General features: G+C 43.9%; 19 protein-coding genes. 11 read left to right on the top strand and 8 right to left on the bottom strand.

What is annotated here, in order from left to right:
* Positions 1-4 precede the first annotated feature (4 nt).
* From MUY27_RS16005 to MUY27_RS15990, 4 genes are read left to right on the top strand one after another with little or no spacing between them, the layout of a single operon-like run.
* Positions 5-982 (top strand): cation diffusion facilitator family transporter, encoded by a 978-nt coding sequence (locus tag MUY27_RS16005; RefSeq protein WP_245131643.1) that lies wholly within the window; start codon positions 5-7, stop codon positions 980-982.
* Entirely contained in the window at positions 982-1,419 is a 438-nt protein-coding gene (locus MUY27_RS16000; RefSeq protein ID WP_245131641.1) for an NUDIX domain-containing protein, read from the top strand. Before MUY27_RS16005 ends, MUY27_RS16000 begins: the two co-directional genes overlap by 1 nt.
* Positions 1,416-2,681, top strand: coding sequence for an adenosylmethionine--8-amino-7-oxononanoate transaminase (gene bioA, locus MUY27_RS15995; protein WP_245131638.1), 1,266 nt, complete (start codon positions 1,416-1,418; stop codon positions 2,679-2,681). Before MUY27_RS16000 ends, bioA begins: the two co-directional genes overlap by 4 nt.
* Before the next feature lies 1 nt (position 2,682).
* Positions 2,683-3,309, top strand: a complete 627-nt coding sequence (locus tag MUY27_RS15990; RefSeq protein WP_245131636.1) for a hypothetical protein — start codon at positions 2,683-2,685, stop codon at positions 3,307-3,309.
* Here MUY27_RS15990 and MUY27_RS15985 read toward each other — a convergent pair.
* From MUY27_RS15985 to MUY27_RS15970, 4 genes are all read right to left on the bottom strand, one after another.
* Complete coding sequence (locus tag MUY27_RS15985; protein ID WP_245131634.1) at positions 3,299-5,167, bottom strand: LTA synthase family protein; 1,869 nt, start codon at positions 5,165-5,167, stop codon at positions 3,299-3,301. The genes MUY27_RS15990 and MUY27_RS15985 overlap by 11 nt on opposite strands.
* 73 nt (positions 5,168-5,240) lie before the next feature.
* Entirely contained in the window at positions 5,241-5,888 is a 648-nt protein-coding gene (locus MUY27_RS15980; protein ID WP_245131632.1) for a DUF4412 domain-containing protein, read from the bottom strand.
* Between the two features lie 80 nt (positions 5,889-5,968).
* Entirely contained in the window at positions 5,969-8,068 is a 2,100-nt protein-coding gene (locus MUY27_RS15975; protein WP_245131630.1) for a ComEC/Rec2 family competence protein, read from the bottom strand.
* Between the two features lie 32 nt (positions 8,069-8,100).
* Positions 8,101-8,436, bottom strand: coding sequence for a MerR family transcriptional regulator (locus MUY27_RS15970; protein WP_245131628.1), 336 nt, complete (start codon positions 8,434-8,436; stop codon positions 8,101-8,103).
* A 252-nt stretch (positions 8,437-8,688) separates the two neighbouring features.
* Between MUY27_RS15970 and alaS the strand changes: the two genes are divergently transcribed.
* From alaS to MUY27_RS15940, 6 genes are all read left to right on the top strand, one after another.
* A complete protein-coding gene (gene alaS, locus MUY27_RS15965; RefSeq protein WP_245131626.1) occupies positions 8,689-11,394 on the top strand; it encodes an alanine--tRNA ligase in 2,706 nt (901 codons plus the stop codon).
* A gap of 76 nt (positions 11,395-11,470) precedes the next feature.
* Positions 11,471-11,884 (top strand): Fur family transcriptional regulator, encoded by a 414-nt coding sequence (locus MUY27_RS15960; RefSeq protein ID WP_245131624.1) that lies wholly within the window; start codon positions 11,471-11,473, stop codon positions 11,882-11,884.
* A 160-nt stretch (positions 11,885-12,044) separates the two neighbouring features.
* Entirely contained in the window at positions 12,045-14,732 is a 2,688-nt protein-coding gene (gene mgtA / locus MUY27_RS15955; protein ID WP_245131621.1) for a magnesium-translocating P-type ATPase, read from the top strand.
* A gap of 109 nt (positions 14,733-14,841) precedes the next feature.
* Complete coding sequence (locus tag MUY27_RS15950; protein WP_245131618.1) at positions 14,842-16,158, top strand: carbohydrate porin; 1,317 nt, start codon at positions 14,842-14,844, stop codon at positions 16,156-16,158.
* 187 nt (positions 16,159-16,345) lie between these two features.
* Positions 16,346-16,873 (top strand): hypothetical protein, encoded by a 528-nt coding sequence (locus MUY27_RS15945; protein WP_245131616.1) that lies wholly within the window; start codon positions 16,346-16,348, stop codon positions 16,871-16,873.
* A gap of 200 nt (positions 16,874-17,073) precedes the next feature.
* Positions 17,074-18,591: a serine hydrolase domain-containing protein gene (locus MUY27_RS15940; RefSeq protein WP_245131613.1), complete on the top strand. Its 1,518-nt coding sequence runs from the start codon at positions 17,074-17,076 to the stop codon at positions 18,589-18,591.
* Positions 18,592-18,696: 105 nt separating this feature from the next.
* Here the strand turns inward: MUY27_RS15940 and MUY27_RS15935 are convergent, their stop codons facing one another.
* Positions 18,697-19,806: a sialidase family protein gene (locus MUY27_RS15935; RefSeq protein ID WP_245131611.1), complete on the bottom strand. Its 1,110-nt coding sequence runs from the start codon at positions 19,804-19,806 to the stop codon at positions 18,697-18,699.
* 102 nt (positions 19,807-19,908) lie between these two features.
* Here MUY27_RS15935 and MUY27_RS15930 point away from each other — a divergent pair, with 102 nt between their 5' ends.
* The gene (locus MUY27_RS15930; RefSeq protein ID WP_245131609.1) at positions 19,909-20,811 is read left to right on the top strand and encodes a winged helix family transcriptional regulator; all 903 of its coding nucleotides are present in this window, start codon (positions 19,909-19,911) and stop codon (positions 20,809-20,811) included.
* Here MUY27_RS15930 and MUY27_RS15925 read toward each other — a convergent pair.
* From MUY27_RS15925 to MUY27_RS15915, 3 genes are all read right to left on the bottom strand, one after another.
* A complete protein-coding gene (locus MUY27_RS15925) occupies positions 20,786-21,196 on the bottom strand; it encodes a hypothetical protein (protein ID WP_245131607.1) in 411 nt (136 codons plus the stop codon). The two genes, MUY27_RS15930 and MUY27_RS15925, sit on opposite strands and share 26 nt — an antisense overlap.
* Positions 21,197-21,327: 131 nt before the next feature.
* Positions 21,328-22,302, bottom strand: coding sequence for a S41 family peptidase (locus tag MUY27_RS15920; RefSeq protein ID WP_245131604.1), 975 nt, complete (start codon positions 22,300-22,302; stop codon positions 21,328-21,330).
* Positions 22,299-22,733: a MarR family winged helix-turn-helix transcriptional regulator gene (locus tag MUY27_RS15915; RefSeq protein ID WP_245131602.1), complete on the bottom strand. Its 435-nt coding sequence runs from the start codon at positions 22,731-22,733 to the stop codon at positions 22,299-22,301. Before MUY27_RS15915 ends, MUY27_RS15920 begins: the two co-directional genes overlap by 4 nt.
* Positions 22,734-22,916: the final 183 nt, after the last annotated feature.

The following is a 22,916-nucleotide window of genomic DNA, read 5'->3' as shown; positions in this document are numbered from 1 at the left end:
AGTTTTGCAGGAAAAAAGGAATATTATACTCGTTGCGCTTGTATTGAGCGTAGTGCTGATGTTTGCCAAGTTCAGCGCTTATCTGATCACCTCTTCTAACTTTATCCTTACAGACGCTGCCGAAAGTATTGTAAACGTGTTGGCCAGTGCCTTTGCTTTTTATAGTATCACGCTTGCTTCCCAACCCAAAGATATCAACCACCCTTACGGCCATGGTAAAGTGGAATTCTTCTCGGTTTTTATAGAGGGGACTTTGATAACTATTGCCGGTATTGGTATTGTGTTCAAAGCGGCTTATAACCTTTTCTACCCGCACGAAGTTCAGAACCTTATTACGGGAGCCATTATCATTGGTGTTACAGGTGGTATTAACGGATTGATGGGCTACTACATGATCCGTCAGGGTAAAATACTAAAATCAATTACCATCGAAGCGGATGGCAGGCACCTGATCACGGATATGGTAACCAGCAGCGGGCTGGTGGTAGGTGTTATCTTTATTCACCTGCTCGGCTATCTCTGGCTGGACAGCGTGCTTTCTATAGGGGTTGGGCTATATATCATTTTTACAGGATATAAACTGGTACGGAAGTCTGTCGGCGGGTTAATGGACGAGGCCGATTTCAATGTTGTGCAGGATATTATTAAAGTGTTGAATGATAGCCGCAAGGAAGAGTGGATTGACATTCATAACCTGCGCGCACAAAAATATGGTCACGAACTTCATATCGATTGCCACATGACCTTACCGAATTACTTCGACTTGAACAGGGTGCATGACGAAGTAGCCCTGGTGGATAAATTGATTAATGAAGGCGCAAGCGTAAAAACCGAACTTTTTATTCATACAGACCCTTGTCTGCCGGATTGCTGCCACTATTGTAGTATGCCTAATTGCCCCATCCGTTTCGAGGCCAAAAGCAAAGACATTGAGTGGACAATGGATAACATTACCCGTAATAAAAAACATTTTGAAGATTAATGGCGCTGTTCAATGTACGCGTATACGGCTTACTGATTAACGAGTATGATGAAATCCTGATCAGCGATGAACAGGAGTACGGTTTTCGTTTTACTAAATTCCCCGGCGGCGGCTTAGAACTGGGCGAAGGTTTGATAGACGGTCTGAAGCGCGAGTTTATGGAGGAATGTAACGCTGAGATTGAAGTGCTCGACCATTTCTATACCACCGACTTTTATGTAAAATCTGCTTTTAACGATTCGCAGATTATCAGCGTATATTATTGGGTAAAAGCTTTAAGCGAACTTAACCTGAACTTTAAAACGAGACAGTTTGATTTTGATGGTGAAGGCGAGGTGTTACAGGCATTTCGGTGGTTACCGGTAGAGCAGCTATCGGTAACAGATATGACTTTCCCGATAGATCAGCACGTGGTTAAACTTTTAAAACAACAATGACATTAGCAGAAAGAGATGCAAAAGTAATATGGCATCCGTATACCCAAATGCAAACTGCCGGATTGCCGGTAGGAATTGTAAAAGGAGAGGGTGCCGTACTATTTGATGAGGACGGCAAGCAATATATAGATGCAATATCATCCTGGTGGGTGAACCTTTATGGGCATGCGCACCCGTATATCGCGCAAAAAATATCAGAGCAATTAACAAAGCTGGAACACGTTATTTTCGCCGGTTTTACCCACGAACCTGCCGTGCAATTGGCAGAGCGTTTATTACCGCTATTGCCCGATAATCAGAAAAAGGCTTTTTATTCCGACAACGGTTCTACCGCGATTGAGGTGGCGTTAAAAATGTGCCTGCAATACTGGTTGAACAAAGGGCAGAAACGCACGAAGATACTGGCATTTAATAATTCCTACCATGGCGATACTTTCGGCGCGATGGCCGTGAGTGGAAGAAGCGCGTTTACAGCGGCGTTTGACGAGCTACTGTTTGAAGTGGATTTTATTGATCTGCCTACCCGGGAAAATATCTCAGATCTCAAATCACACATCTCAAACCTCAGATCTGAGTTGGCCTGCTTCATTTTTGAACCATTGGTACAGGGGTCGGCAGGTATGTTAATGTATGAAGCCCAATACCTGGACGAGTTACTGCACCATTGCCGACAAGAGCAAGTGCTTACCATAGCAGACGAAGTATTTACAGGTTTCGGCCGCACGGGTAAACGTTTTGCTTCTGAGTACCTGACCGCTCAGCCGGATATCATGTGTTTTTCAAAAGGTTTAACCGGTGGTACCATGGCTTTGGGGCTTACCACTTGTACGCAGGCTATTTATGATGCTTTTCTAAGCCAGGATAAAATGAAGACCCTTTTTCACGGGCATTCTTTTACGGCCAATCCAATCGCCTGTACGGCTGCTTTAGCCAGTTTGGACCTTTTTGAAAGCGATGATACCCTTGCGAATATTCAACGCATTAAGCAGAGGCATTCGGTGTTTATGGAACAGGTGAAAGTCCATCCTAAAATAAGGGCTGTAAGACAAACCGGAACCATCATCGCGATGGAATGGGAGACGGGCGAGCAAACCTCGTACCTCAGCTCGCTGCGGGACAGGATTTATAATTACTTTCTCGATGCCGGGATTATCCTGCGGCCGTTAGGGAATATCATTTATATTTTACCTCCGTATTGTATTACTGACCGGCAACTGGATTATATTTACCGCAAAATTCTGGACGCTTTAAATGAGATTTGATATGAGTTTGAGTAACGTAATAACAACTATTGTTAAAGATAATGATTTACATGCACGCTGGCTGAATACGCTTTCTTTAATGGAGAATACCGGCGCACGTAAGATTTCGGCTTGTGAGGATCCTGTTACCGTTACTTACATTATTTTAAAACATGCTGCTGAAGAACATCGCCATGCGTTTTACCTGAAAAAACAGATAGAAAAGCTCCCGGATGCTGATTGCCCTACCTACGCCAGCGATTACCTGTTAGCGCCGTCGAGTAGTAAGTATTACCTTAATCAGTTAGATGTTGCAGTTTGCCGTTACCTGAAGAATACGTTAGGTCTTTCTGGCAGCGAACTTCGCTTTGCGGCTTATCTGTTGGTTACTTATGCAATTGAAGTCCGCGCAGACGAACTATACCCGGTTTACCAGGATGCCTTAACAGAATCTGGCAGCAAGGTGAATGTTAAATCGATCATCCTGGAAGAAGAAGGCCACCTGGAAGAAATGATCAACCAGTTGAAATCGTTCTCGCCGGATTGGGAAAAGCATGCAGAAAAAGCGGTGGAAATTGAAACCGGCTTATTCAACCAATGGGTAAACACATTGACCGCAGAAGTGCAGCCCTTAACGGTTAATAACTAAGATATTCCGTATAAATTTTTTGCAGGTAGGCTTGTCCTTTGCGTAAGGTCTGATCGCTTTCTTTATCGGTCAGACTTTTATTTTGCCTGTAGATAATCTTATCTCCTTCGTTATCATAAGATACCGCCTGGTGAGGTTCCATAAAACCGAAGCCATTATCCCAGTCGAAAAAGGCAAATGGCTTGCTATACGGGTTCAGCAGATCTTTAGACCATTTGAACTGCTGGTGCGGAAGGTAAAGTTGGGCCAGCAGCGTAGCGGCCAAATCCGTTTGGCTGCCCAGTTTTTCTATTCGCTTACCTCGATATTCGGACTTAATTACATCGCCGAAAAACAGCATCGGGATATGGTACTTGCGCGGATCGTATGCCTCGGAAGTATTTCTAGGCAGGCGGTGCCCGTGGTCGGCAATTAAAATGAACAGCGTATTCTTATACCAGTTAGCCTGTTTAGCTTGGGTAAAATAGGCATTCAGGCTGGAATCGGTAAAGAATGCTGTACTTCTGAACATGTTCCCCATATCTTTTCCCGGAAATTGAGGACGGCCGCGCAATTCAAAAGGTTCATGGTTGCTAAGCGTCTGCACATAGGAAAAGAAAGGCCGTTTCTGATGATCTAAAAAGCCGATGTTTTTGTTCAGCATCACATCGTCATAAGCTCCCCATTTAGAACCAATTTCACTTTTCGAAAAATTACGTTCATCTACAATGGTATCAATATGGTGGTTGGCAATGTAAGAACGGAAGTTCATATAATCGGTTTCGCCACCGTAAAAGTAGGAGGTGCTATAACCGGCAGGCTTTAACAGGTCTGCAATAGAAGGCAACTTGCGCTGCTTTCTGTCTTCGGTAATAATCGTCCGGATGGCCTGCGAAGGGAAGCCACTGAATATTGCTACCATGCCTTTGTCAGTACGGTCGCCGGTGGCATAAATATGGTCGAATAAAACTCCGTCCCTAATCAATTGCTCGAAATAAGGAGCCACACCTTTATCGCCGCCTAAAGATTCGATGATATCAGCGGTAAAACTTTCCAGCTGGATGATCACGATGTTGGGGCGGCCAGTGGTTAACAGCTTTATCGTGGTGTCCTTTGCTACTTTATAATTATCTGCGGTAAGATCTGCTGCTTTCTGGTAAGGCATAAACTCGTAGGGGTTATACGCATGGCGCATATTTTCTACTACGTTATGAATTAAGTTCCACTCTGTATTCAATACAGACATGTTAAGGATCTGTTTGTCAGAAAAATACACCTTTTGCTCGCTGATAGGCGCGCCTCTTAACCCACCACGAATAATGATAAAAGTAACCAGGCAAAGCAGTAGCGATGTTGGTATTTTAAAGAGAAGGTTGTTAGCCGGTTTTTTAAAATTAAAGTCGATGATCAGGAAAGATAGTGCAATACCCGCTGCCATTAAACCAACCCCAATGCCCAGGCTTAAGCCGATAGGAGACGACCCTGTAGAAGCCACGGCTTCTGAAGGTGCGGTAAACAAAGTGTTAAATACCCGGTAGTTTACTTTCGTTCCCCATTCCCTGAAAATGTTCAGGTCGACGATGGTCAGGAAGGAAATAATGAGCAGGCAGAACCAGGTATAGCCCTTTAACCAGGCCGAAGCTATTTTTGAACCGGGTACAAACCATGATACAATAAAAACCAGTAGTGGAATAATGCAGATATACGCCGCAGCGGAATAATCAAGCCAAAGACCGTGGATGAAGGTCATGGCGATTTCTTCAGCAGAGGCCGCTTTCAGCTTATAATTAAAGTAAAGCTCAAAGATCAGCCGCGAAAGAAAAAATATAACAAGCCAGTAAACAAAATACCGGCAAAAACTTAAAAAGCTCCTCAACATTTATTAGGTCAAAACTAATGATTTAACCGCAATGTTAAGGAGCTTTTAATGAAATGTTAATGAATAATTACGCTTATCTTCTGCCGCCGCCGCTCATTGCGCGCAGTTCAGTTAAGGTAATTTTATCAAAGCCTGCAGGGATGATGAACGTTCCGGCGGGAGCTTTAGACTCATCAATAGATTTTAAAGTATTTTCAACCGCAACACCGTTCTGGGTGATGGTGTATTGTACCGGGAAGCCGCCTGCATTCGCAAACATTTTACCGTTCATGCCTAGTGGTGCGCTGATATCGTTGGTTACCCAAACGTCAAAAGTTTTGCCGTCTTTATCTTTCGCAACCACTCTTTTGCAGTTGAAGCCGTTGATCTGTTTGGTTTCTGTAGCAGGGGTAAAGGTAAGCTGTGGCAATTGCGATTGCATTTCGTCAATCTCTGCTGGAGTACCTACACCTGCTTTTTTAATATTGGCTACAGGCACATCAACTAAAACAGCTAAATAATCTGTTTTGCTGTTGTTTAAAAAAGTAAGGTTAGCCGGACCTTGCTTAGTAGAAATAGCTGAAGAATCGCCTTTGAAATACATGGTAGCTTCGCCTGCCATTCCCATTGCCTGGGTTGCAAATACTGCTTTACCTTCTTTGTAAACTTTCTGAGCGCTGGCACTCATCGCTGTTGCTGTAAGGGCTAAACCCAGGGCAACATTAAATAATTTCACTTTCATGTGTTTTGAATAATAGTTCAATTTAGCTTTTTTCTATATCAGAAACAAATTTTCTTAATTGGTTTTCTGTTCGTAGTTCCTTAATTAGATGAGACTGTTAGCGATTTGTTACGTTTAAGCACGTAATATTTTATTTTCAGGCTTTCCGCTTCAGCAACCATGCATTCTATATTTTTTGCGCTATTGGTGGCATCTATCACCAGCATTTTGTAAGCTATCATTTGGCTGATATCACTTAATTGAAAATGCGGATTGCCGGTAACGTAAAGGTAATCGACATCTATTTTTCCGCTCCCGGGTAAATATTCCGGCCTTAACATGAAAACCCTCATCTGCTTAAACTGCAGCAGATCATTTCGCTTTTTTAGATAGTTTTTGGATAGGTCTTCATTTTGGTTGATTATCGTCAGATATGTTATCCCGAGACTATCAGCGGCAGGTTGAATGGTATATTTAAAAACAGGGTCGGCAGCAGAAAGATCGGTGATGGCGGTTCCTTGACTACCGTTCTTTAATAGCATAGCCTGGTGCTTATTGATGCTGAAAAAGGTAATGCTGTTATCGCCGGCGAGTTTAATGGCACCATAGCTATGCGACGCGGAAAAAAGAAGCAGGCAAACCAGGCTTGCCGTCAGGTAACGCACCTGCCGGTTGAAGAAAAACAAAAACAGTAGCAGCACCATTCCAGAAAGCAGTAGACAATCGGGCAGAGTATACCATAACTTGTTAACGCTCGCGTACGGTAGGTGCTCTATCCACGAGAGCGCCATCGTCATATAAGTAAGGGTCTTCTCCAATAACCAGAACCCGAGAGCGGCTACGCTTTTTAAAAATGGAACCATCGAAAGCAATAGGGCGGAAAGGCCCGAATAAAGGATAACGGCAGACGGCAGAATAATTAGCAGGTTACTGATGAGGAAGTACACCGGGAACTGATGAAAGTAATAGGCACTAAGTGGAAATGTGATCAGTTGAGCAGCAAGCGAGGCAGAAATATAATACCAGAGCGTGGCAGCGTATTTACTTTTAAAGGTGATCCAGTTATTAATCACGGGTTGAAACATCAGCAGACCGGCAACGGCCAGGTAAGAAAGCTGAAAACCGACGTCAACCAGCATTAGCGGATTGTAAAGCAGTAACAAAAAAGCAGAAAACGCCAACAGATTAGCCATGTTTACGTACTGGAAGCTGGTGTTACCAATAATTACCATACTGACCATCAATGCTGCACGGCAAACGGCAGGAGAGAAGCCGGTAAGCAAGGCGTAAGCCCAGATCAGGAGAATAGCGATAATTGCTTTTAGCCATTGCGTTTTGCGTGAATGTTTTAGCAGGCCTAACAGAAAGGCAATAAACGCATAAACAACCGCGACGTGCGCACCGGAAACAGACAGCACGTGGATAGTGCCCGTACGCGAATAGGTTTGTGTAACTTCCGGACTTAAGTCTGCCTTGTAGCCCAGTATAAGCGTACTGGCAATGGCAGCAGCAGTGGTATCTTTGATATTGGCTTTAAACAGCGAGACGAAATATTGCCGGGTTTTCAGTGCTGAATTAATGATTTGGTTAGCCGGTTGATAACCCATCACCCGATACTGACCCGGATAAAGGAAGCTTTGCGCATAAATATTCTGATGCGCCAGGTAAGCCTTATAATTAAACCCTGCAGGATTAGCAGGCGGATCAACGGCGCGGTAATTAGCCGGGATCAATAGTTCGTCGCCGTATTGTAGTTGGTGCCGTTCATCTGGCATAATGGTCAGCAGCAGCTTACCGCTGGCCTTTCTTTGGTTGTATAAGTCGCCGCATTGCAGTACATCCGCAATACACCTCACATATTTCTGCTTCACTACAGGCTCGTTGCTTACCCTGACGAGTAATAGGTCGGCGCGTTGCTTTTCAAAATAAGCTTTATCAGTCCGGTTATCGTTCAGTTCCAAAGCGGTGTAACCAATCATAAAAAGCAACAGGTGGATCAATAGCCCGCCGATCCACGAATGGTTGTAGATATTCGCTTTACCAAAAGTTAAGTTCAGCGCTAAAAAGAAGCAGAATAATACAGCAATACTAATGTAAAGGATCTCTACGGAAACAGGGAAATAGAGGCCAGCGATAATGCCCGCCAAGAACGGCATCAGGTAGATTAAAAAAGGTATTTCGCCTTTGTGCTCGGCTAACATTGCGGGTTTACGTTAGCGCTAAAATAAGATTATTAAAGCTGGTCGCGAACCTCGAGCAGGAATTTTTTCATATCCTCCATTACACCGATCATGCGTTGGGTTTCTTTCACCTGGTTAAGGTTGCCACGGATATGCTCACGTGCGCCAGGGATAGTATAACCCTTTTCGCGAATGAGGAATAGGATCACCTTCAGGTTCTCGATATCCTCGGCAGTAAAATAGCGGTTGCCCTTTTTGTTCTTTTTGGGCTGAAGAATATCAAACTCTTTTTCGTAATACCTTAACAGCGACTGATTCACGTTAAACATAGTCGAAACCTCGCCCATGGTATAGTACATCTTGTTGATCTCGCGTTCTTTGTAAGGCATGGTGCAAATATACAGTAGATGTGCGGATGTGCAAATTTATGGATGTTCGGATGTGCTAATGTGTAGAGATGTGCGGATGTACAGATTACAAATGTGATAATGTGTAGATGTGCATCTATACTTACGGACTCACGGACTCACCGACTTTCTGACTCACTGACTCACTGACTTTCTAACTCATCGACTTTCTGACTTCCAGACTTTCGGACTCACCGACTTATGTCTATCTTTGCGCTCCTATAATATTTAGTAATGACAGCTCAGGAAATACGCCAGGCATTTTTAGATTTTTTTGCTTCCAAAGGACATACCATCGTTCCTTCGGCGCCAATTGTGGTAAAGAACGACCCGACACTGATGTTCACCAACGCAGGGATGAACCAGTTTAAGGATATTTTCCTGGGTGAAGCGCCTGCCAAATTTCCGCGCGTTGCGGATACCCAGCGTTGTTTGCGGGTATCTGGAAAGCATAACGATTTGGAAGAAGTGGGTATAGATACCTATCACCACACCATGTTCGAGATGCTGGGCAACTGGAGCTTCGGCGACTATTTTAAAAAAGAAGCCATTGAATGGAGCTGGGAATTACTAACCGAAGTTTACAAATTACCAAAAGACCGGTTGTATGTCACTTACTTTCAGGGGGACGAAAAAGAAGGTCTGGAACGCGACCAGGAGGCTTATGATTTATGGAAACAGTTTGTAGCGGAAGATCATATCTTGCCCGGAAATAAGAAAGATAACTTTTGGGAAATGGGCGAAACCGGCCCATGCGGACCATGTTCTGAAATACACTTTGACGGCCGTACGGACGAAGAGCGCGTAGCAGTCTCCGGTGCGCAACTGGTAAATGCCGACGACCCGAACGTGATCGAGATCTGGAACAACGTATTCATGCAGTTCAACCGTTTAAAAGATGGTTCGCTGCAATCGCTTCCGGCAAAACACGTGGATACCGGTATGGGCTTCGAGCGGTTGGTGCGCGTACTACAAAATAAAACGTCCAACTACGATACCGATGTTTTTATGCCGCTGATAAACTTTATTGCAGGTAAAAGCGGTAAAGTATATGATAAGGAAGCCCTCCCTTCAGGGGAGGGTTTGGGAGGGGCCTCCTCTTCCGCCTGGAACGAAGCCGTAGCAATGCGTGTAATGGCCGACCATATCCGCGCCATCAGCTTTGCTATTGCAGATGGTCAGCTACCTTCTAATAATAAGGCAGGTTATGTAATCCGTCGTATCCTTCGCCGTGCGGTGCGTTACCAATATCAATATCTGGGCTTTAAAGAACCCTTCTTAAACCAGTTAGTGCCGCTACTGGCTGAGCAATTCAAAGGCGTGTTCGACGAGCTTTGGAACCAGAAAGACTTTGTGCAAAAAGTGGTACTGGAAGAGGAGGTGAGTTTCTTAAGGACTTTAGGATTAGGAATTAGAAAGATTAATGATTATATATTAGTTAAGAAAACTTTTGAAAGTTCACCAATACAAGTATTAACTGATTCTTCAACTAATATAATTTCTGGACCTCTTGCTTTTGAATTACAAGATACATACGGATTCCCGATTGATCTTACGGAGCTTATAGCTCGTGAAGCTGGTTTAAAGGTTGATATGCAAGGCTTCGAAGCTGAACTTCAAAAACAAAAAGACCGTTCGCGTGCAGCTACGGCTATTGATACCGGTGATTGGATTTTGCTGCAGGAAGAGGATAACGTAGAATTTACCGGGTATGATGAATTAGAGACGGTAGCCCACGTGGTGAAATACCGCAAGGTAAAAGCCAAGGGTAAAGAGCAGTACCAGATTGTGTTAGATAAAACGCCTTTTTATGCCGAAAGCGGTGGCCAGGTGGGCGATACAGGTGAACTGATCTTTCTTGATGGTTCTATCATAAAGGTTACGGATACTAAAAAAGAGAATGGCCTGATTGTTCATTTTGCAGACGAACTGCCTGAAAATGTCAGCGATGTATTGACCGCTTATGTAGATCCGGAGCGCCGTCAAAGTACTAATCGCAATCACTCGGCAACCCACTTATTGCATGCCGCGATGAAGCAGGTGTTGGGTTCGCATGTGAATCAGAAAGGTTCATTAGTAAACAGCGATTACCTGCGGTTCGACTTTTCACACTTCGCCAAAGTAACCGAAGAAGAAATACAGCAAATTGAACAGATTGTCAATGCAAAAATCCGCGAGAATATCTTCCTGAAAGAAGAACGGAACGTGCCTTACCAGGAAGCGCTGGCCAGCGGTGTTACCGCATTGTTCGGCGAAAAGTATGGCGACTTTGTGCGCGTTATCACATTTGATGATAATTACTCTAAAGAGCTTTGCGGTGGTACACACGTAAAAGCTACGGGGCAGATCGGTTTCTTCAAGATCACTTCAGAAAGCGCTGTTGCTGCCGGTGTCCGCCGGATCGAGGCCATTACCGGCATTATCGCAGAAAACTATATCAGCGACCAAAGCAAGCTGATTCAACAACTGAAAGAACTGCTGAAGAACCCTAAAGATGTAGCTAAAAGTGTTGAAAGCTTGCTGGAAGAGAACAATAAGCTGAAGAAGGACATTGAACGCTCTATACTGGAAAAGGCTGCCGGTTTAAAAACCGAGCTGGCTGCTAAAGCTAAAGCCGTCAACGGAATTAACTTCCTCGCAGATAAAGTAGCTTTACCAAATGCAGAAGCTGTAAAAACGTTGGCGTATCAGCTGAAAGACATCGTTCCGAACCTGTTCCTGGTATTGGCTGCTGATTTCGACGGCAAACCAAACCTGACGGTGATGATCGCCGATAACCTGGTAAAAGAAAAAGGATTAAATGCCGGTAACATCGTTCGCGAACTGGCTAAAGAGATCCAGGGTGGTGGCGGCGGTCAGCCTTTCTTCGCAACAGCAGGCGGTAAAGATATCACCGGATTGGACAAAGCTTTACAGAAGGCAGAAAGTTATATCGCTTAATTGCGAATTCAGAAATTAAGATAACAGGCCTTCGGGCCTTTTTTTATACCATCATGTTCCGCATTCAGATCGCCCCATGACGACACTTTTAGAACAACGGTTGACAGACCATCGCATTAAGCCTACGGCAATGCGGCTGCTGGTTTTAGAATATTTGTTAAGCCGCCAGTCGGCCTTAGGGCTGAGCGACATTGAAAAAGCCATGGCGCCGGCAGATCGTATTACCATTTACCGCACGCTGAAAACATTTGAGCAAAATGGCCTGGTACATTTGATAGACGATGGTACGGGTGTGCATAAATACGCGCTATGCGATAATTGCGACCCCGCCGAGCACCACGATACCCACGTGCATTTTTATTGCACGGTTTGTAAAGAAACCTATTGCCTGCCCGATACAAAAATACCTGATATTGGCTTGCCCGCGGGTTTCATTTTGTCAGAAATGAACCTGATTGTTAAGGGGCATTGTGATAAATGCCGGCTATAAAAATGCAATTGCATTGCAAATATTTTTTCTCTTACTTCGCAGCGTCAAAAAAAACAAGAAAAATGGATTCTGGTCCGAGTAGTTATCAAAATCAATTAATGGAAATTTCCTGACCGGGACCACTTCTTTTAAGCTGGCCCGGCAGGGCTAATCATGACGTATGCTTAAAAGAAGTAACCACATTGTAGGCCTAAACTACAAGGGCCTCGACTATGCAGCCGAACTTCACCTGAAAAGAATTGCTGCAGCTGAAAAAAAAGAATGTTTTACTCTGTTAGATGGTAATGAGACCGGGCTTGAAAAAGACCAGGTACGTTCACGTTTACTGATCTACGGGCTGAATGAAGTGTCCCATGAACAGGCGCCTGCCTGGTATTTACAGCTATTACAAGCCTTCCTTAATCCGTTTATAGGCGTACTGGTTGTACTGGCTGTTATTTCAATGATTACCGATGTCATTATCCAGGCACCGTCAGATAGCGATTATTCAACGGTGCTGATCATCAGTATTATGGTTATCCTTAGCGTACTGCTAAGATTTGTGCAGGAGTATCGCAGCAACAAGGCGGCAGAGAAGCTGAAATCCATGGTCAGAACCACCGCTACAGTTCTGCGGCCAGTCGGCGCAAGGGAAGAAGTAGATATCAAGCAATTGGTTCCCGGCGACATCATTCAACTGGCAGCAGGTGACATGATCCCCGCTGATGTACGCATTCTGCAATCAAAAGATCTGTTTGTAAGCCAGGCCATGCTGACAGGTGAATCTGTTCCTGTTGAAAAAATTTCCGCTGCAGTCCCTGATGCTGTTTTTTTCTCCGTATTAGAATTAAATAATACCTGCTTTATGGGCACAAACGTGGTAAGCGGAACTGCCATGGCCGTTATTGTGAACACGGGCGACAAAACCTATTTCGGGTCGCTTTCAAAGTCATTGGTTGGCAAACGCGCCGAAACAAGTTTTGATAAGGGTGTAAACAGTGTGAGCTGGCTGCTTATTCGTTTCATGCTGGTGATGGTGCCTGCAGTGATGCTGATCAACGGCTTTACGAAAGACAACTGGCTGGAAGCATTTCTGTTCGGCTTGTCTATCGCTGTAGGGCTTACCCCCGAAATGCTGCCCATGATTGTAACGGCTAACCTGGCTAAAGGAGCTGTTAATATGTCTAAACGCAAAGTAGTGGTAAAACGCCTGAATGCGATACAGAACATTGGCGCTATGGATATTCTCTGTACGGACAAGACAGGTACCCTTACCATGGATAAGATTGTGCTGGAAAGACACCTGAACGTAGCTGGTGCAGAGGATAACGAAGTAATGAAATGGGCTTATCTGAACAGTTATTACCAAACAGGTTTAAAAAATCTGCTAGACATTGCCGTTCTGGAGCATGCCGATGAGCACGCTTGCATGCAAGAAGGAGAAACCTATCATAAAATAGACGAAATACCTTTCGATTTCCAGCGCAGACGTATGTCTGTTATTCTGGAAGACGCCAGTCATCAACATCTGCTTATTTGTAAAGGTGCGGTAGAAGAAATGCTGGATTTATGCACCCATGCTTTTAATCCGGGTTCAGATCAGCAATTGCAGATCAAAACAAACGCAATTATCCCGATGGATGGAAAGATGCGTAAGACGGTACTGAATACGTCGAGGAAATTAAATGAAGAAGGTCTGCGGGTATTATTGGTTGCAGTAAAAGCCTATGATGAGCGCCCTTTAACTTATTCTGTAGAAGACGAAAGCAACATGGTTTTAACCGGTTTTATTGGTTTTCTGGATCCTGCCAAGCCTTCTGCCAAACCATCTATAGAGGCCTTGCACAAATTAGGTGTCGAAATAAAAGTGCTGACAGGCGATAATGAGATTGTTGCCAGAAAGATTTGCCAGGATGTAGGTATTCCAGTTAACCATATCCTATTGGGTAAGGAGTTGGAAAAAATGAGCGACGACGAGCTGAAAGGCAGTTTAGATACAGTAAGCATCATGGCTAAGTTAAGTCCGTTACAGAAATCGCGGGTAGTAAAAGTGTTGCAGGAGAAAGGCCACACAGTAGGTTTTATGGGCGATGGTATTAACGATGCTGCTGCATTGCGTGATGCAGATGTAGGAATTTCGGTGGATACTGCGGTAGATATCGCTAAAGAAAGTGCAGACATCATCTTGCTCGAAAAAGACCTGATGGTATTGCGCAAGGGCGTAATTTATGGCAGAAGAACTTTTGGTAACATTATCAAATACATTAAAATGACCGCCAGCAGCAACTTTGGTAATATGTTCAGTATGTTGGGCGCCAGTGCCTTACTGCCGTTCCTTCCGATGTTGCCCATACAGATACTGGTGAATAACTTATTGTATGATATATCGCAAATATCAATCCCATGGGATAGCATGGACGAAGAATACATTGTACAACCGCGCAAATGGGATGCTTCAGGCATCAGCAAGTTTATGATGTTTATCGGCCCCATCAGCTCGATATTCGATTATGCCACATTTGCGGTACTATGGTTTGTTTTTAAGGCCAATCTACCTGCGCATCAAACCCTGTTTCAGACCGGGTGGTTTGTAGAAAGCCTGTTATCCCAAACATTGATCGTGCATATGATCCGCACGCGTAAGATACCTTTCATCCAGAGTTGGGCGGCAGCACCTGTGCTGGCGCTTACTACGGCCATCATGGTTATTGGTATCAGTTTGCCGTTTACTCCGCTTGCACCAGTGTTAAAGATGCAGTGGTTACCATTCAGCTTTTTTCCATGGCTTATAGGTATCCTGTTCAGCTATTGCCTGCTTACCCAATTCGTTAAAAACTGCTTCATCAATAAATTCAATCAGTGGCTTTAACCATAGGTCGTCGGATGTTGGGGATTATCCAAAAACACTGATGCTTCAGCGGCTATCATCGATAGCTGCTGAATTCAAACAATTCTAAAAACAATCAAAAACTACAATCGTGAAAAAATATATATTTTTCATCCTGATATTCTTTTGCCTGCTCCTGAGCGAAGATATCCTAGCACAAGACAGCCTGAAACAAAAAACATTCAGTTTTCATTTTCAGCAAACGGTGATTACACAATACAAGCCGGCTATTCATGCACCTTATTCAGGCAATAATAGCCTGTCAGCAAAAGAAGAAACGCAAACCTCCATTACGTCAACCTTGTTTGGGGCTGCACATTTATGGAAAGGCGCAACGGCTGTATTTAACCCGGAATTATCCGGCGGATCCGGCTTAAGCAAAACAACGGGTATTGCAGGCTTCCCCAACGGCGAAACTTTCCGGGTTAATACGGTAGCCCCGTCTATTTATATCGCCCGGCTTTATTTAAAGCAACTTTTTCAATGGGGGAAGGATAAGGATACCGTGGCTGACGATATAAACCAACTTGCAGAAATAAGGAGTAAGCGATACTTCTCTATCACCGCAGGTAAATTTGGCATGGCCGATTTTTTTGATGGAAATAATTTCAGCCATGATCCCCGCAGCCAGTTCATGAACTGGTCATTGATGGATAACGGTGCTTGGGACTATCCAGCCAATACCCGCGGGTATGTGTTAGGTTCTGTCGCAGAACTTGGGCAACCTACCTGGACTTTGCGTTTTGCCATAACCATGAGCGTTACCCAGGCAAATTCATCTACCTGGGATGCGAAAATAGCTAAAGCCAATACGCAGACCGCAGAATTTGAAAAGCGGTATACCTTCTCCGGACAGCCTGGTACGTTTCGCATTCTCGCTTTTATGAATAATGGCAAAATGGGTAATTATCGTACAGCTATTGAACAAAATCCTGTTTCCCCGGTGGTGGATTCAACCCAACGATATGGCCGTCATAAATACGGATGGGGAATCAGCGCCGATCAATATCTTAACAATAATTTTGGCGTTTTCGCTAAAGCAAGCTGGAACGACGGACATACCGAAACCTGGTATTTTACAGAGATTGATCGTTCCGTAAGTTTCGGTGCGCTGCTCAAAGGCGCTTCATGGGGCCGCAAAGACGATGAGGTGGCCATTGCATTTGTTGGGAACGGGCTCTCCAGCGCCCATAGGGATTACCTGGCGAACGGCGGATACGGTTTCATTATCGGTGATGGTAAGCTGAATTACTCGCCAGAAATGATCGCCGAAATCTATTACAAGGTAAACGCCTATCAAAAAATGTTCTGGCTATCGCCGGATTACCAATTCATTTTGCACCCGGCATATAATGCAGATCGCGGCCCGGTAAATGTGTTTGGCATACGTGCACACGTAGCGTTTTAACGGTAATTGTAGGTAAATTCCTATCTTGTTTAAGGGTAAACCGGCACGTTTGTCCTTAAACAAGATATGTTTAGCAATTACTTCAATTAGGAATGCTTGTAGTTGCATACAGCATTATCTTTACCAAATGTTTACTTATAAGAAAATTAATAATTTTTTAAGATCGTCCTCATTTTTCTATACGATTATGATCGGGATGGACAGCCGCTACAAGTACGTTAGTCCCAGTTACGATAGTAATTTTAGCTTGGGTATGGGTACACTTACCGGGAAACTCTTTTCGGTAACGTTACACCCCGATGATATTGCCCTTTGCAGCGAAGTCGGCACGAAGTGCATTGAAACACCCGGAACATTATTCCCAGTGACTTTGAGAAAGCACGATGGCTTAGGCGGCTTCGTTACCACACAGTGGGAAATGCAATGCATCACAGACAGTAATGGTGTGCCTGATTGTGTTTATTGCATCGGTTACAATATTTCTGATTTTGTAAACACCCAGAATAAGTTAGACCACGCAGAAAACCAATTAGATGAAATCGGTTTCCTGCAATCACATGCCGTTAGAAAACCTTTAGCCAATATCATCGGAATAAGCAAGTTGTTCGAACTGGTAGATAACCCGGATGAATACCCTGCTTTAATAAAAATGCTCCATCAGAGTACGACTGAACTTGATCAGATCATTCAGGAGATCAGCAGAAGAAGTTCTTAAAAAACCAGTTATTCATATTCCAATAGCCCGAACATACGACGTGCATTTTCATAAACCGAAGGTGCATTTACGAACGCTTTAGTGTCCGAATTTGAACACCTTTGGGGCTGTCCATTAGAAGATATAGCCATTCTGCGCCGATTTGAAGGTTTTTTTCTTATGGTACTCTGATTGTGATAAAAAACAATCAGCGTAAATACATGGAACAACCGAAGCTTTATTTCATCCTTTTATGGATGATCTGTATAACCTCCCCAATCTTTGCACAAAAACATCAAAAGCTGGATAGCTTATTCAACACGCTGGATACTGCCCGTAAATTCAACGGCAATGTCCTGGTAGCAGAAAAGAATAAAGTAGTTTATAGCCGTTCCGTGGGTTTCTCACAACTGAACACCCCAAAAAGAAACACGGTTAACTCGGCCTTTCAAATTGGTTCTGTATCTAAAACATTTACGGCTACAGCCGTACTGCAACTGGTACAGCAGGGGAAGGTTCATCCGGACGATCCATTGACGAAGTACTTCCCTGACTTTCCTTATAAAAACATTACTGTACGCCACTTGCTCAGCCATACTTCGGGGTTGCCGGATAAAGAAGAACTCTTCTTTCCACTGATTGACGCCGACAGCAATTATATGGCAACAAACGATTCCATTATTCCGGCATTAAAACGGTCAGCTAAACCGTTAGCTTTTGCACCAGGCGGCCAGTGGCGCTATAATAACCTGGGCTTTGCTATTCTTGCACTGCTGGTAGAAAAAGTAAGCGGACAGTCTTTCGCAGACTATTTACATCGGCATATTTTTCTGCCTGCTGGTATGAAAAGTAGTTATCTGCTCGGAAGCAAACCCGTCGATGCGGATCAGGTGACTGGTTATATTATCCGTCATCATTATATGGACGACCTGGAACCAATTAGTTCAAGTAAAAAGGTGAGGCGTTGGAGCTATAACCTTCGCTTGCTTTATGGCCCGACCAATATTGTAAGTACTACCGGTGATCTGATGAAGTTTGCCGCTGCCCTTGATGCAAACAAATTACTTAACAGGCGCATGTTAGATACCATGTTTACTCCGTTTCGTTTTAATGACGGTTCGAAAGCCATGCCTGATGGAGAATTTGGGTCCGCATCATACGGGCTCGGATGGTTTCTGCCCGAATTGAGTAGTTTAGGTAAAATAGTGATGCATACCGGTCGCGAGCCCGGATTCTTTACTTTTTTCTGGCATGATAGCACGCATCAGCGTACCGTGATTTTGCTGGATAACGCAGAAAGCACTGGTTTCGGCCTGGCTTGCAAGGAGGTATTGAATTTAGTCTATGGACAGGAAATTTTTAAAAAAGAACCGGAGCCTAAACGATCATTGTTTAAACCATATATAAAGAAACTATTGGAAAGCGGCCCGGACGCCGCCGCAGTTTTATTCAATCGCCTGAAATCTGATACGCTGCATTACTTTATGGATGAGCGTGAGCTGAATGAACTCGGCCTTGAATTATTGGAAGATCACCACGAAGCTGCCGCACGGGAGGCCTTAAAAAATTGCACTTTGTTATATCCGCAAAGCTGGAATACTTATGATAGTTACGGTAAAGCATTACTTCAAGCGGGAAAAAAGCAGGAAGCGATGGATATGTACCGTAAGTCTGTAGAAATGTTTCCAGGTAACCTGCCGGGGAAGAAAATTCTGGAAAAGCTGATAGAGAGCCATTAAAAAGAGGCTACTAACAACGCCAATTTATTTGCGATGAGGTTTCTATCCCCCGGGGTTATCGGGGAGATAGATCCGAATAATGTTAAACATCATTGATATGCTAAATTAACATCCCTTATTGGAGATGGCATAGATTACATTGCCTGCAGCATATAAACTGAAACCTTTGTTTTCTATAGAAGAAAGTGGCAGCTTCTCCCATGTTTTACCCATATCTACTGACCGGAATATACCCGCCGAGCTACCGCACATTAAATATTTACCCACTTGTTCAATTGATGAAATATACAACGAAGGCTGTGGATCGAATAGTTGTTTGAGCAACGGACTACCCGTAGAAAATTGAAGTCCTTCTCCTGCATCGCTCCAGGTTTTGCCACTATCCTGCGAGATATATATCGTGTTAGTATGGGTAATCGTGTTATAGGCAATAGCCGCAAACCCGCCATCAATACGTTCAACAGTAACGCCGGCACCACTTTCGCCAATCACACTTGCCCAGGTTTGGCCATTATCAGTCGATCTTAAAATTCCCTGCGTGCTGGCCGCCATGAGCACCCCATTAGCCTCTGCCATTTTTAGTATCCAGCCACTTACATGCACATATTGCCAGGTTTTTCCATGGTTAGCAGATCGGTAAAGGGCGTTGTTGGAACCAATGAAAACCGTGCCCCCGGTAGTTTCAAAAACGCTGCTTACCTGTTTCTCGTTATAGTTTTTGGACATCCAATCAGCCGTTTTGTTAAGCTGTATGGCTTGCTTTTGAAAATTTGTGTACCTGGGCGACCAGTCACTCGAGCCGTTTGTTTTTTGTAAGAATTGTCCCCTGAAGTTATAGGCAAATATTCCATTATTTCCGGGGGCTATTTCCCGCTGGTTACCCGGGAATGTTTCTTTTTCCCAGAAAGTAGTGGCAGAATAGGGTTCACTATGATAAAAGCCATTACCAGCGCGTAAATAAAGCCCACGCTCATTTGCAAATACGTTATGGTTGCTAATACCTTCTTTCTGCAAGTGCTCAGGCAGTCCTTTGCTGATGTTTTGCCACGTTTGCCCGCCATCCGCAGATCTGAAAACAATGTTCAAAGGGCCTGATTTATCATCACTGGTTATTTTAGTCTCTTTTTCTTTTACCATAAAAGAATTCAGTAGGAGTAATACCAGGATGACTGCCGGAGCAAGCACAAATAACTTTTTCATTTTTGCATTTTTCATAATCTATCAGTTTGATGCAGCGAAATTACTTTGACATATTTGAGCCTGAAGAACCTGGATTGTAAATAAAAATGTAAACTTTGTAAATAAGATGTTGACAGTATGTTAGATAGCATAAATTTTCTGGACGGGAAACGCAAATACCTTTTTGTGATTTTGCCGATGCTGTTTATTGTGGCGATCTGCGTATTTGTTGGCCGGGCTAACCGCGACGATTTCGATATGAGCAGAAGGGAAATTTTGCTCCGGAGGATAGGGCATGAGTTGCTGTTACAATCGGGCGATAGTACATCGAGGGTGCTTCCCGTAGAAAAGATCACTGAAAATGTATACCAGATCAGTTTTGAGCATGCGTTTACCTTTCAAACAGATTCTCTGGTAAATACTACCCGACGTTTGCTAGCGAAAGATCCACTCGCGGGCGATTATGTGGTAAATGTGCTGAATAGGGGTAAGTCTGGCATTGCCTATGGCTTTGCGATATCTCCAAATAAAAAAGATGATATTATCGCCTGTGTCGGAAGAAGGCAACCCAAAGCGAGTTATGTGATCAATATTGAATTTAAGCCGGCAGGAATTATTACTGCAAAGAACGGCTGTCTTCTGGGTAGTTTGCCATTACTAGCCTTTCTCGGTTTTATTTTCTGGAGTCCCCGAAAGCCGCGAAAATCCTTACCTGACGATCAGAATACCGATGTGTTCACGATAGGCGAGACGCTGTTCGACCCAAAGAATCGAAAGCTTGTCATTAACGAAAAGACCATAGACCTTACCGGGACAGAAACCCGGTTACTTAGGATTTTTGCGATGGCGCCTAATGAAACCATTGAGAGAACCCGGTTGCAAAAAGAGATATGGGAAGATGAAGGCGTTATTGTAGGGCGAAGCCTGGATATGTTTATCTCAAAACTTCGAAAGAAACTGGAATGCGACCCGCTCATAAAAATTGCTGTTGTACGCGGCAAAGGGTATAAGCTTGTTATCGTAGATAGTGGACAAGTTTAAAAACTATATAGGCCCCTAACACTAAAAAGATAAGCCATTGGCCGACGGCAAGGAAGAATAAACCACTCAGTATGCCGTTGTTTTCGATATTGTTCTTTTCAAAATATATTGTGACCTCTTCCCCGACAGCTCCCCATAAGATGCTACCTGCGCTGCCCTCTAAAATTTTTCCTTTGTACCTGAATTGATAGGTAGCATGGTTATTGTATTTACCATGGTAATTTCTGAGGAGTTTGGCTTTTGTGAATTCGTAACGATCCGGACTGCTGATGTAAATATTCCATAATTTCTTACCATTGTGGATACCGAGCACTAGCGATGGGATAAGTATGATGAGTGCGAAAATGAAAAATGGACTTAACAATTGCTTTCGCTGAACGTTCATACAACACTGAACAATTACGAGTGTGCGATTGTTTAAGCCTGATCTGGATGGGCAGCCTTAGAAAAGTTGGAAGTATAAGATTTTACAAGTCTATAAAACCACCAAAAGCTGCAACTTGGCGCTTTTGGTGATCAATGTTTAGTCTGTTCTCCGGCTAGTTTTACTGCGGCAGAAAGGGCCTGGTCTGCCGGTACGACCAGGTCTGGCTGTACGCCTTTGCCTTCCCAGTTTGTTTGTGTAACCGGATTGATCGCCCGCGCATAGGGAATATTGGCGATAAAACCTTTAACTAATGGAAAAGGCTGGACAGGATGTGCACCACCTCCGGTTGCTTCTCCGATCACCATGGCCCGCTTTTGGGTTTGCAGGTCATAGGTTAATTCTTCACCCGCAGAAAAAGTGGTTTTACTGGTCAAGATGTAGATCGGTATATTTTGCAATGCGGTGAGCTCGGTATTTGGGTCGGCCCAAAAAGTTTCCAGTGAGTGGCTGCTCCGCGTGTAAAGGTCGTTCAAATGTGTGCGGCTGGGGAAAAAGAAACCGCAGACATAACTTACCATAGCCGGTTCGCCACCACGATTTTCCCGGAGGTCTAGGATCAGCGCCTTAGCATTGCTGACGAATCTGAAGGCCGCAAGTGCCATCGCTTTACCTTCCAAATCGGTCGGAAAGAAACCGCTGATCTTTAAGTAGCCGATGTTGCCGGGTAAGATTTCCGCCTTATCAAAGCCGAAATTGTGTTTTTTACGGAAATTGAGGAAACGCTGTCTTTCAGCTACGGTATCGACAGAGCCGGACTGATCGGTTAGGCCAGGCTCATAGGATATCGATAGGTGGCCGTCATGATAAACAGCTAACAGGTCGCTGGTCAGGTGTTCTGCAAAAATCCGGGGCGAAGAGATGGTATCGTACATGCCGTGATGAAACTGTTGTCGAATGAACTGGCTCATCTTTCTGGCGGTATCAAGGTTAACGTAATTAGCCTGTAGTTCCTTTACCGTTCTATTGATGATTTTCGTTTTGTCCGCTTTAGTCAACCGTAAGTTTTGCGCTGAAACGGTGGTGTAAGCGATAATAGTAATAAACGCGACGGTAATAAATTTCATGATTTTTTACAGTTATTGATGATTTGGTTAAGGCATTGATGCAAGCAGTCGAAATCTGCCTCAGGAATACCTTTTAAGGCGGTCTTGCGGTTTTGCATAGTTATAGAACGTATGTTCGCTAACTCCCGGTCTGTTTTTTCGGTAGGGGTTAGCAGGAACCTGCGCCGGTCATCAGGATGAATGGATCTGTTTAGAAAACCTTTTTTTACCAGTAATTCGATAATGCGGGTAACAGATGCGAAATCTTTAAAGGCAGCCTCGGCAACCTCTTGCTGATTACGGTTGGGATCGTCCACGATGGCCTGAAGCACCAGCCATTGGTCTATGGTTAGTTCAAATCCTGCCGACATGATGCGATGCTGCGCGAACTGCCGGTAAGTACGGATGGCCTTGTCTAACTGGTAAAATAAAATATCATCGAGCTTTTCCATAAATAATTGATACAAATATAATTGATATATCAATTATATTTGTTAGCTCATCAATACTTTTGTTGAAAGAAAGCTAAGCAGGAAGCACAGGGTTAGCAAGAAGCTATTGTGACGGTTGAAACGTGCATTAAAATTCGCAATGTGCCTAACCTAACGCGGACCGCTTTTTTACGACTAGAGTAT

The organism is Mucilaginibacter straminoryzae (genome assembly GCF_022953055.1).
Classification (GTDB): domain Bacteria; phylum Bacteroidota; class Bacteroidia; order Sphingobacteriales; family Sphingobacteriaceae; genus Mucilaginibacter; species Mucilaginibacter straminoryzae.
Note: the sequence above shows the minus strand (reverse complement) of the source record. Positions and strands in the feature narration are given on the sequence as shown.

What these genes read in the sequence shown, in the direction of transcription:
- MUY27_RS15915 (WP_245131602.1), bottom strand. Translation starts at nt 22,733, where the DNA reads ATGGAAAAGCTCGATGATATTTTATTTTACCAGTTAGACAAGGCCATC.
- MUY27_RS15930 (WP_245131609.1), top strand. Translation starts at nt 19,909, where the DNA reads ATGTTAGATAGCATAAATTTTCTGGACGGGAAACGCAAATACCTTTTT.
- bioA (WP_245131638.1), top strand. Translation starts at nt 1,416, where the DNA reads ATGACATTAGCAGAAAGAGATGCAAAAGTAATATGGCATCCGTATACC.
- mgtA (WP_245131621.1), top strand. Translation starts at nt 12,045, where the DNA reads ATGCTTAAAAGAAGTAACCACATTGTAGGCCTAAACTACAAGGGCCTC.
- MUY27_RS15970 (WP_245131628.1), bottom strand. Translation starts at nt 8,436, where the DNA reads ATGCCTTACAAAGAACGCGAGATCAACAAGATGTACTATACCATGGGC.
- MUY27_RS15985 (WP_245131634.1), bottom strand. Translation starts at nt 5,167, where the DNA reads ATGTTGAGGAGCTTTTTAAGTTTTTGCCGGTATTTTGTTTACTGGCTT.
- MUY27_RS15960 (WP_245131624.1), top strand. Translation starts at nt 11,471, where the DNA reads ATGACGACACTTTTAGAACAACGGTTGACAGACCATCGCATTAAGCCT.
- MUY27_RS15990 (WP_245131636.1), top strand. Translation starts at nt 2,683, where the DNA reads ATGAGTTTGAGTAACGTAATAACAACTATTGTTAAAGATAATGATTTA.
- MUY27_RS16000 (WP_245131641.1), top strand. Translation starts at nt 982, where the DNA reads ATGGCGCTGTTCAATGTACGCGTATACGGCTTACTGATTAACGAGTAT.
- MUY27_RS15940 (WP_245131613.1), top strand. Translation starts at nt 17,074, where the DNA reads ATGGAACAACCGAAGCTTTATTTCATCCTTTTATGGATGATCTGTATA.
- MUY27_RS15925 (WP_245131607.1), bottom strand. Translation starts at nt 21,196, where the DNA reads ATGAACGTTCAGCGAAAGCAATTGTTAAGTCCATTTTTCATTTTCGCA.
- MUY27_RS15980 (WP_245131632.1), bottom strand. Translation starts at nt 5,888, where the DNA reads ATGAAAGTGAAATTATTTAATGTTGCCCTGGGTTTAGCCCTTACAGCA.
- MUY27_RS15975 (WP_245131630.1), bottom strand. Translation starts at nt 8,068, where the DNA reads ATGTTAGCCGAGCACAAAGGCGAAATACCTTTTTTAATCTACCTGATG.
- MUY27_RS15935 (WP_245131611.1), bottom strand. Translation starts at nt 19,806, where the DNA reads ATGAAAAATGCAAAAATGAAAAAGTTATTTGTGCTTGCTCCGGCAGTC.
- alaS (WP_245131626.1), top strand. Translation starts at nt 8,689, where the DNA reads ATGACAGCTCAGGAAATACGCCAGGCATTTTTAGATTTTTTTGCTTCC.
- MUY27_RS15945 (WP_245131616.1), top strand. Translation starts at nt 16,346, where the DNA reads ATGATCGGGATGGACAGCCGCTACAAGTACGTTAGTCCCAGTTACGAT.
- MUY27_RS15920 (WP_245131604.1), bottom strand. Translation starts at nt 22,302, where the DNA reads ATGAAATTTATTACCGTCGCGTTTATTACTATTATCGCTTACACCACC.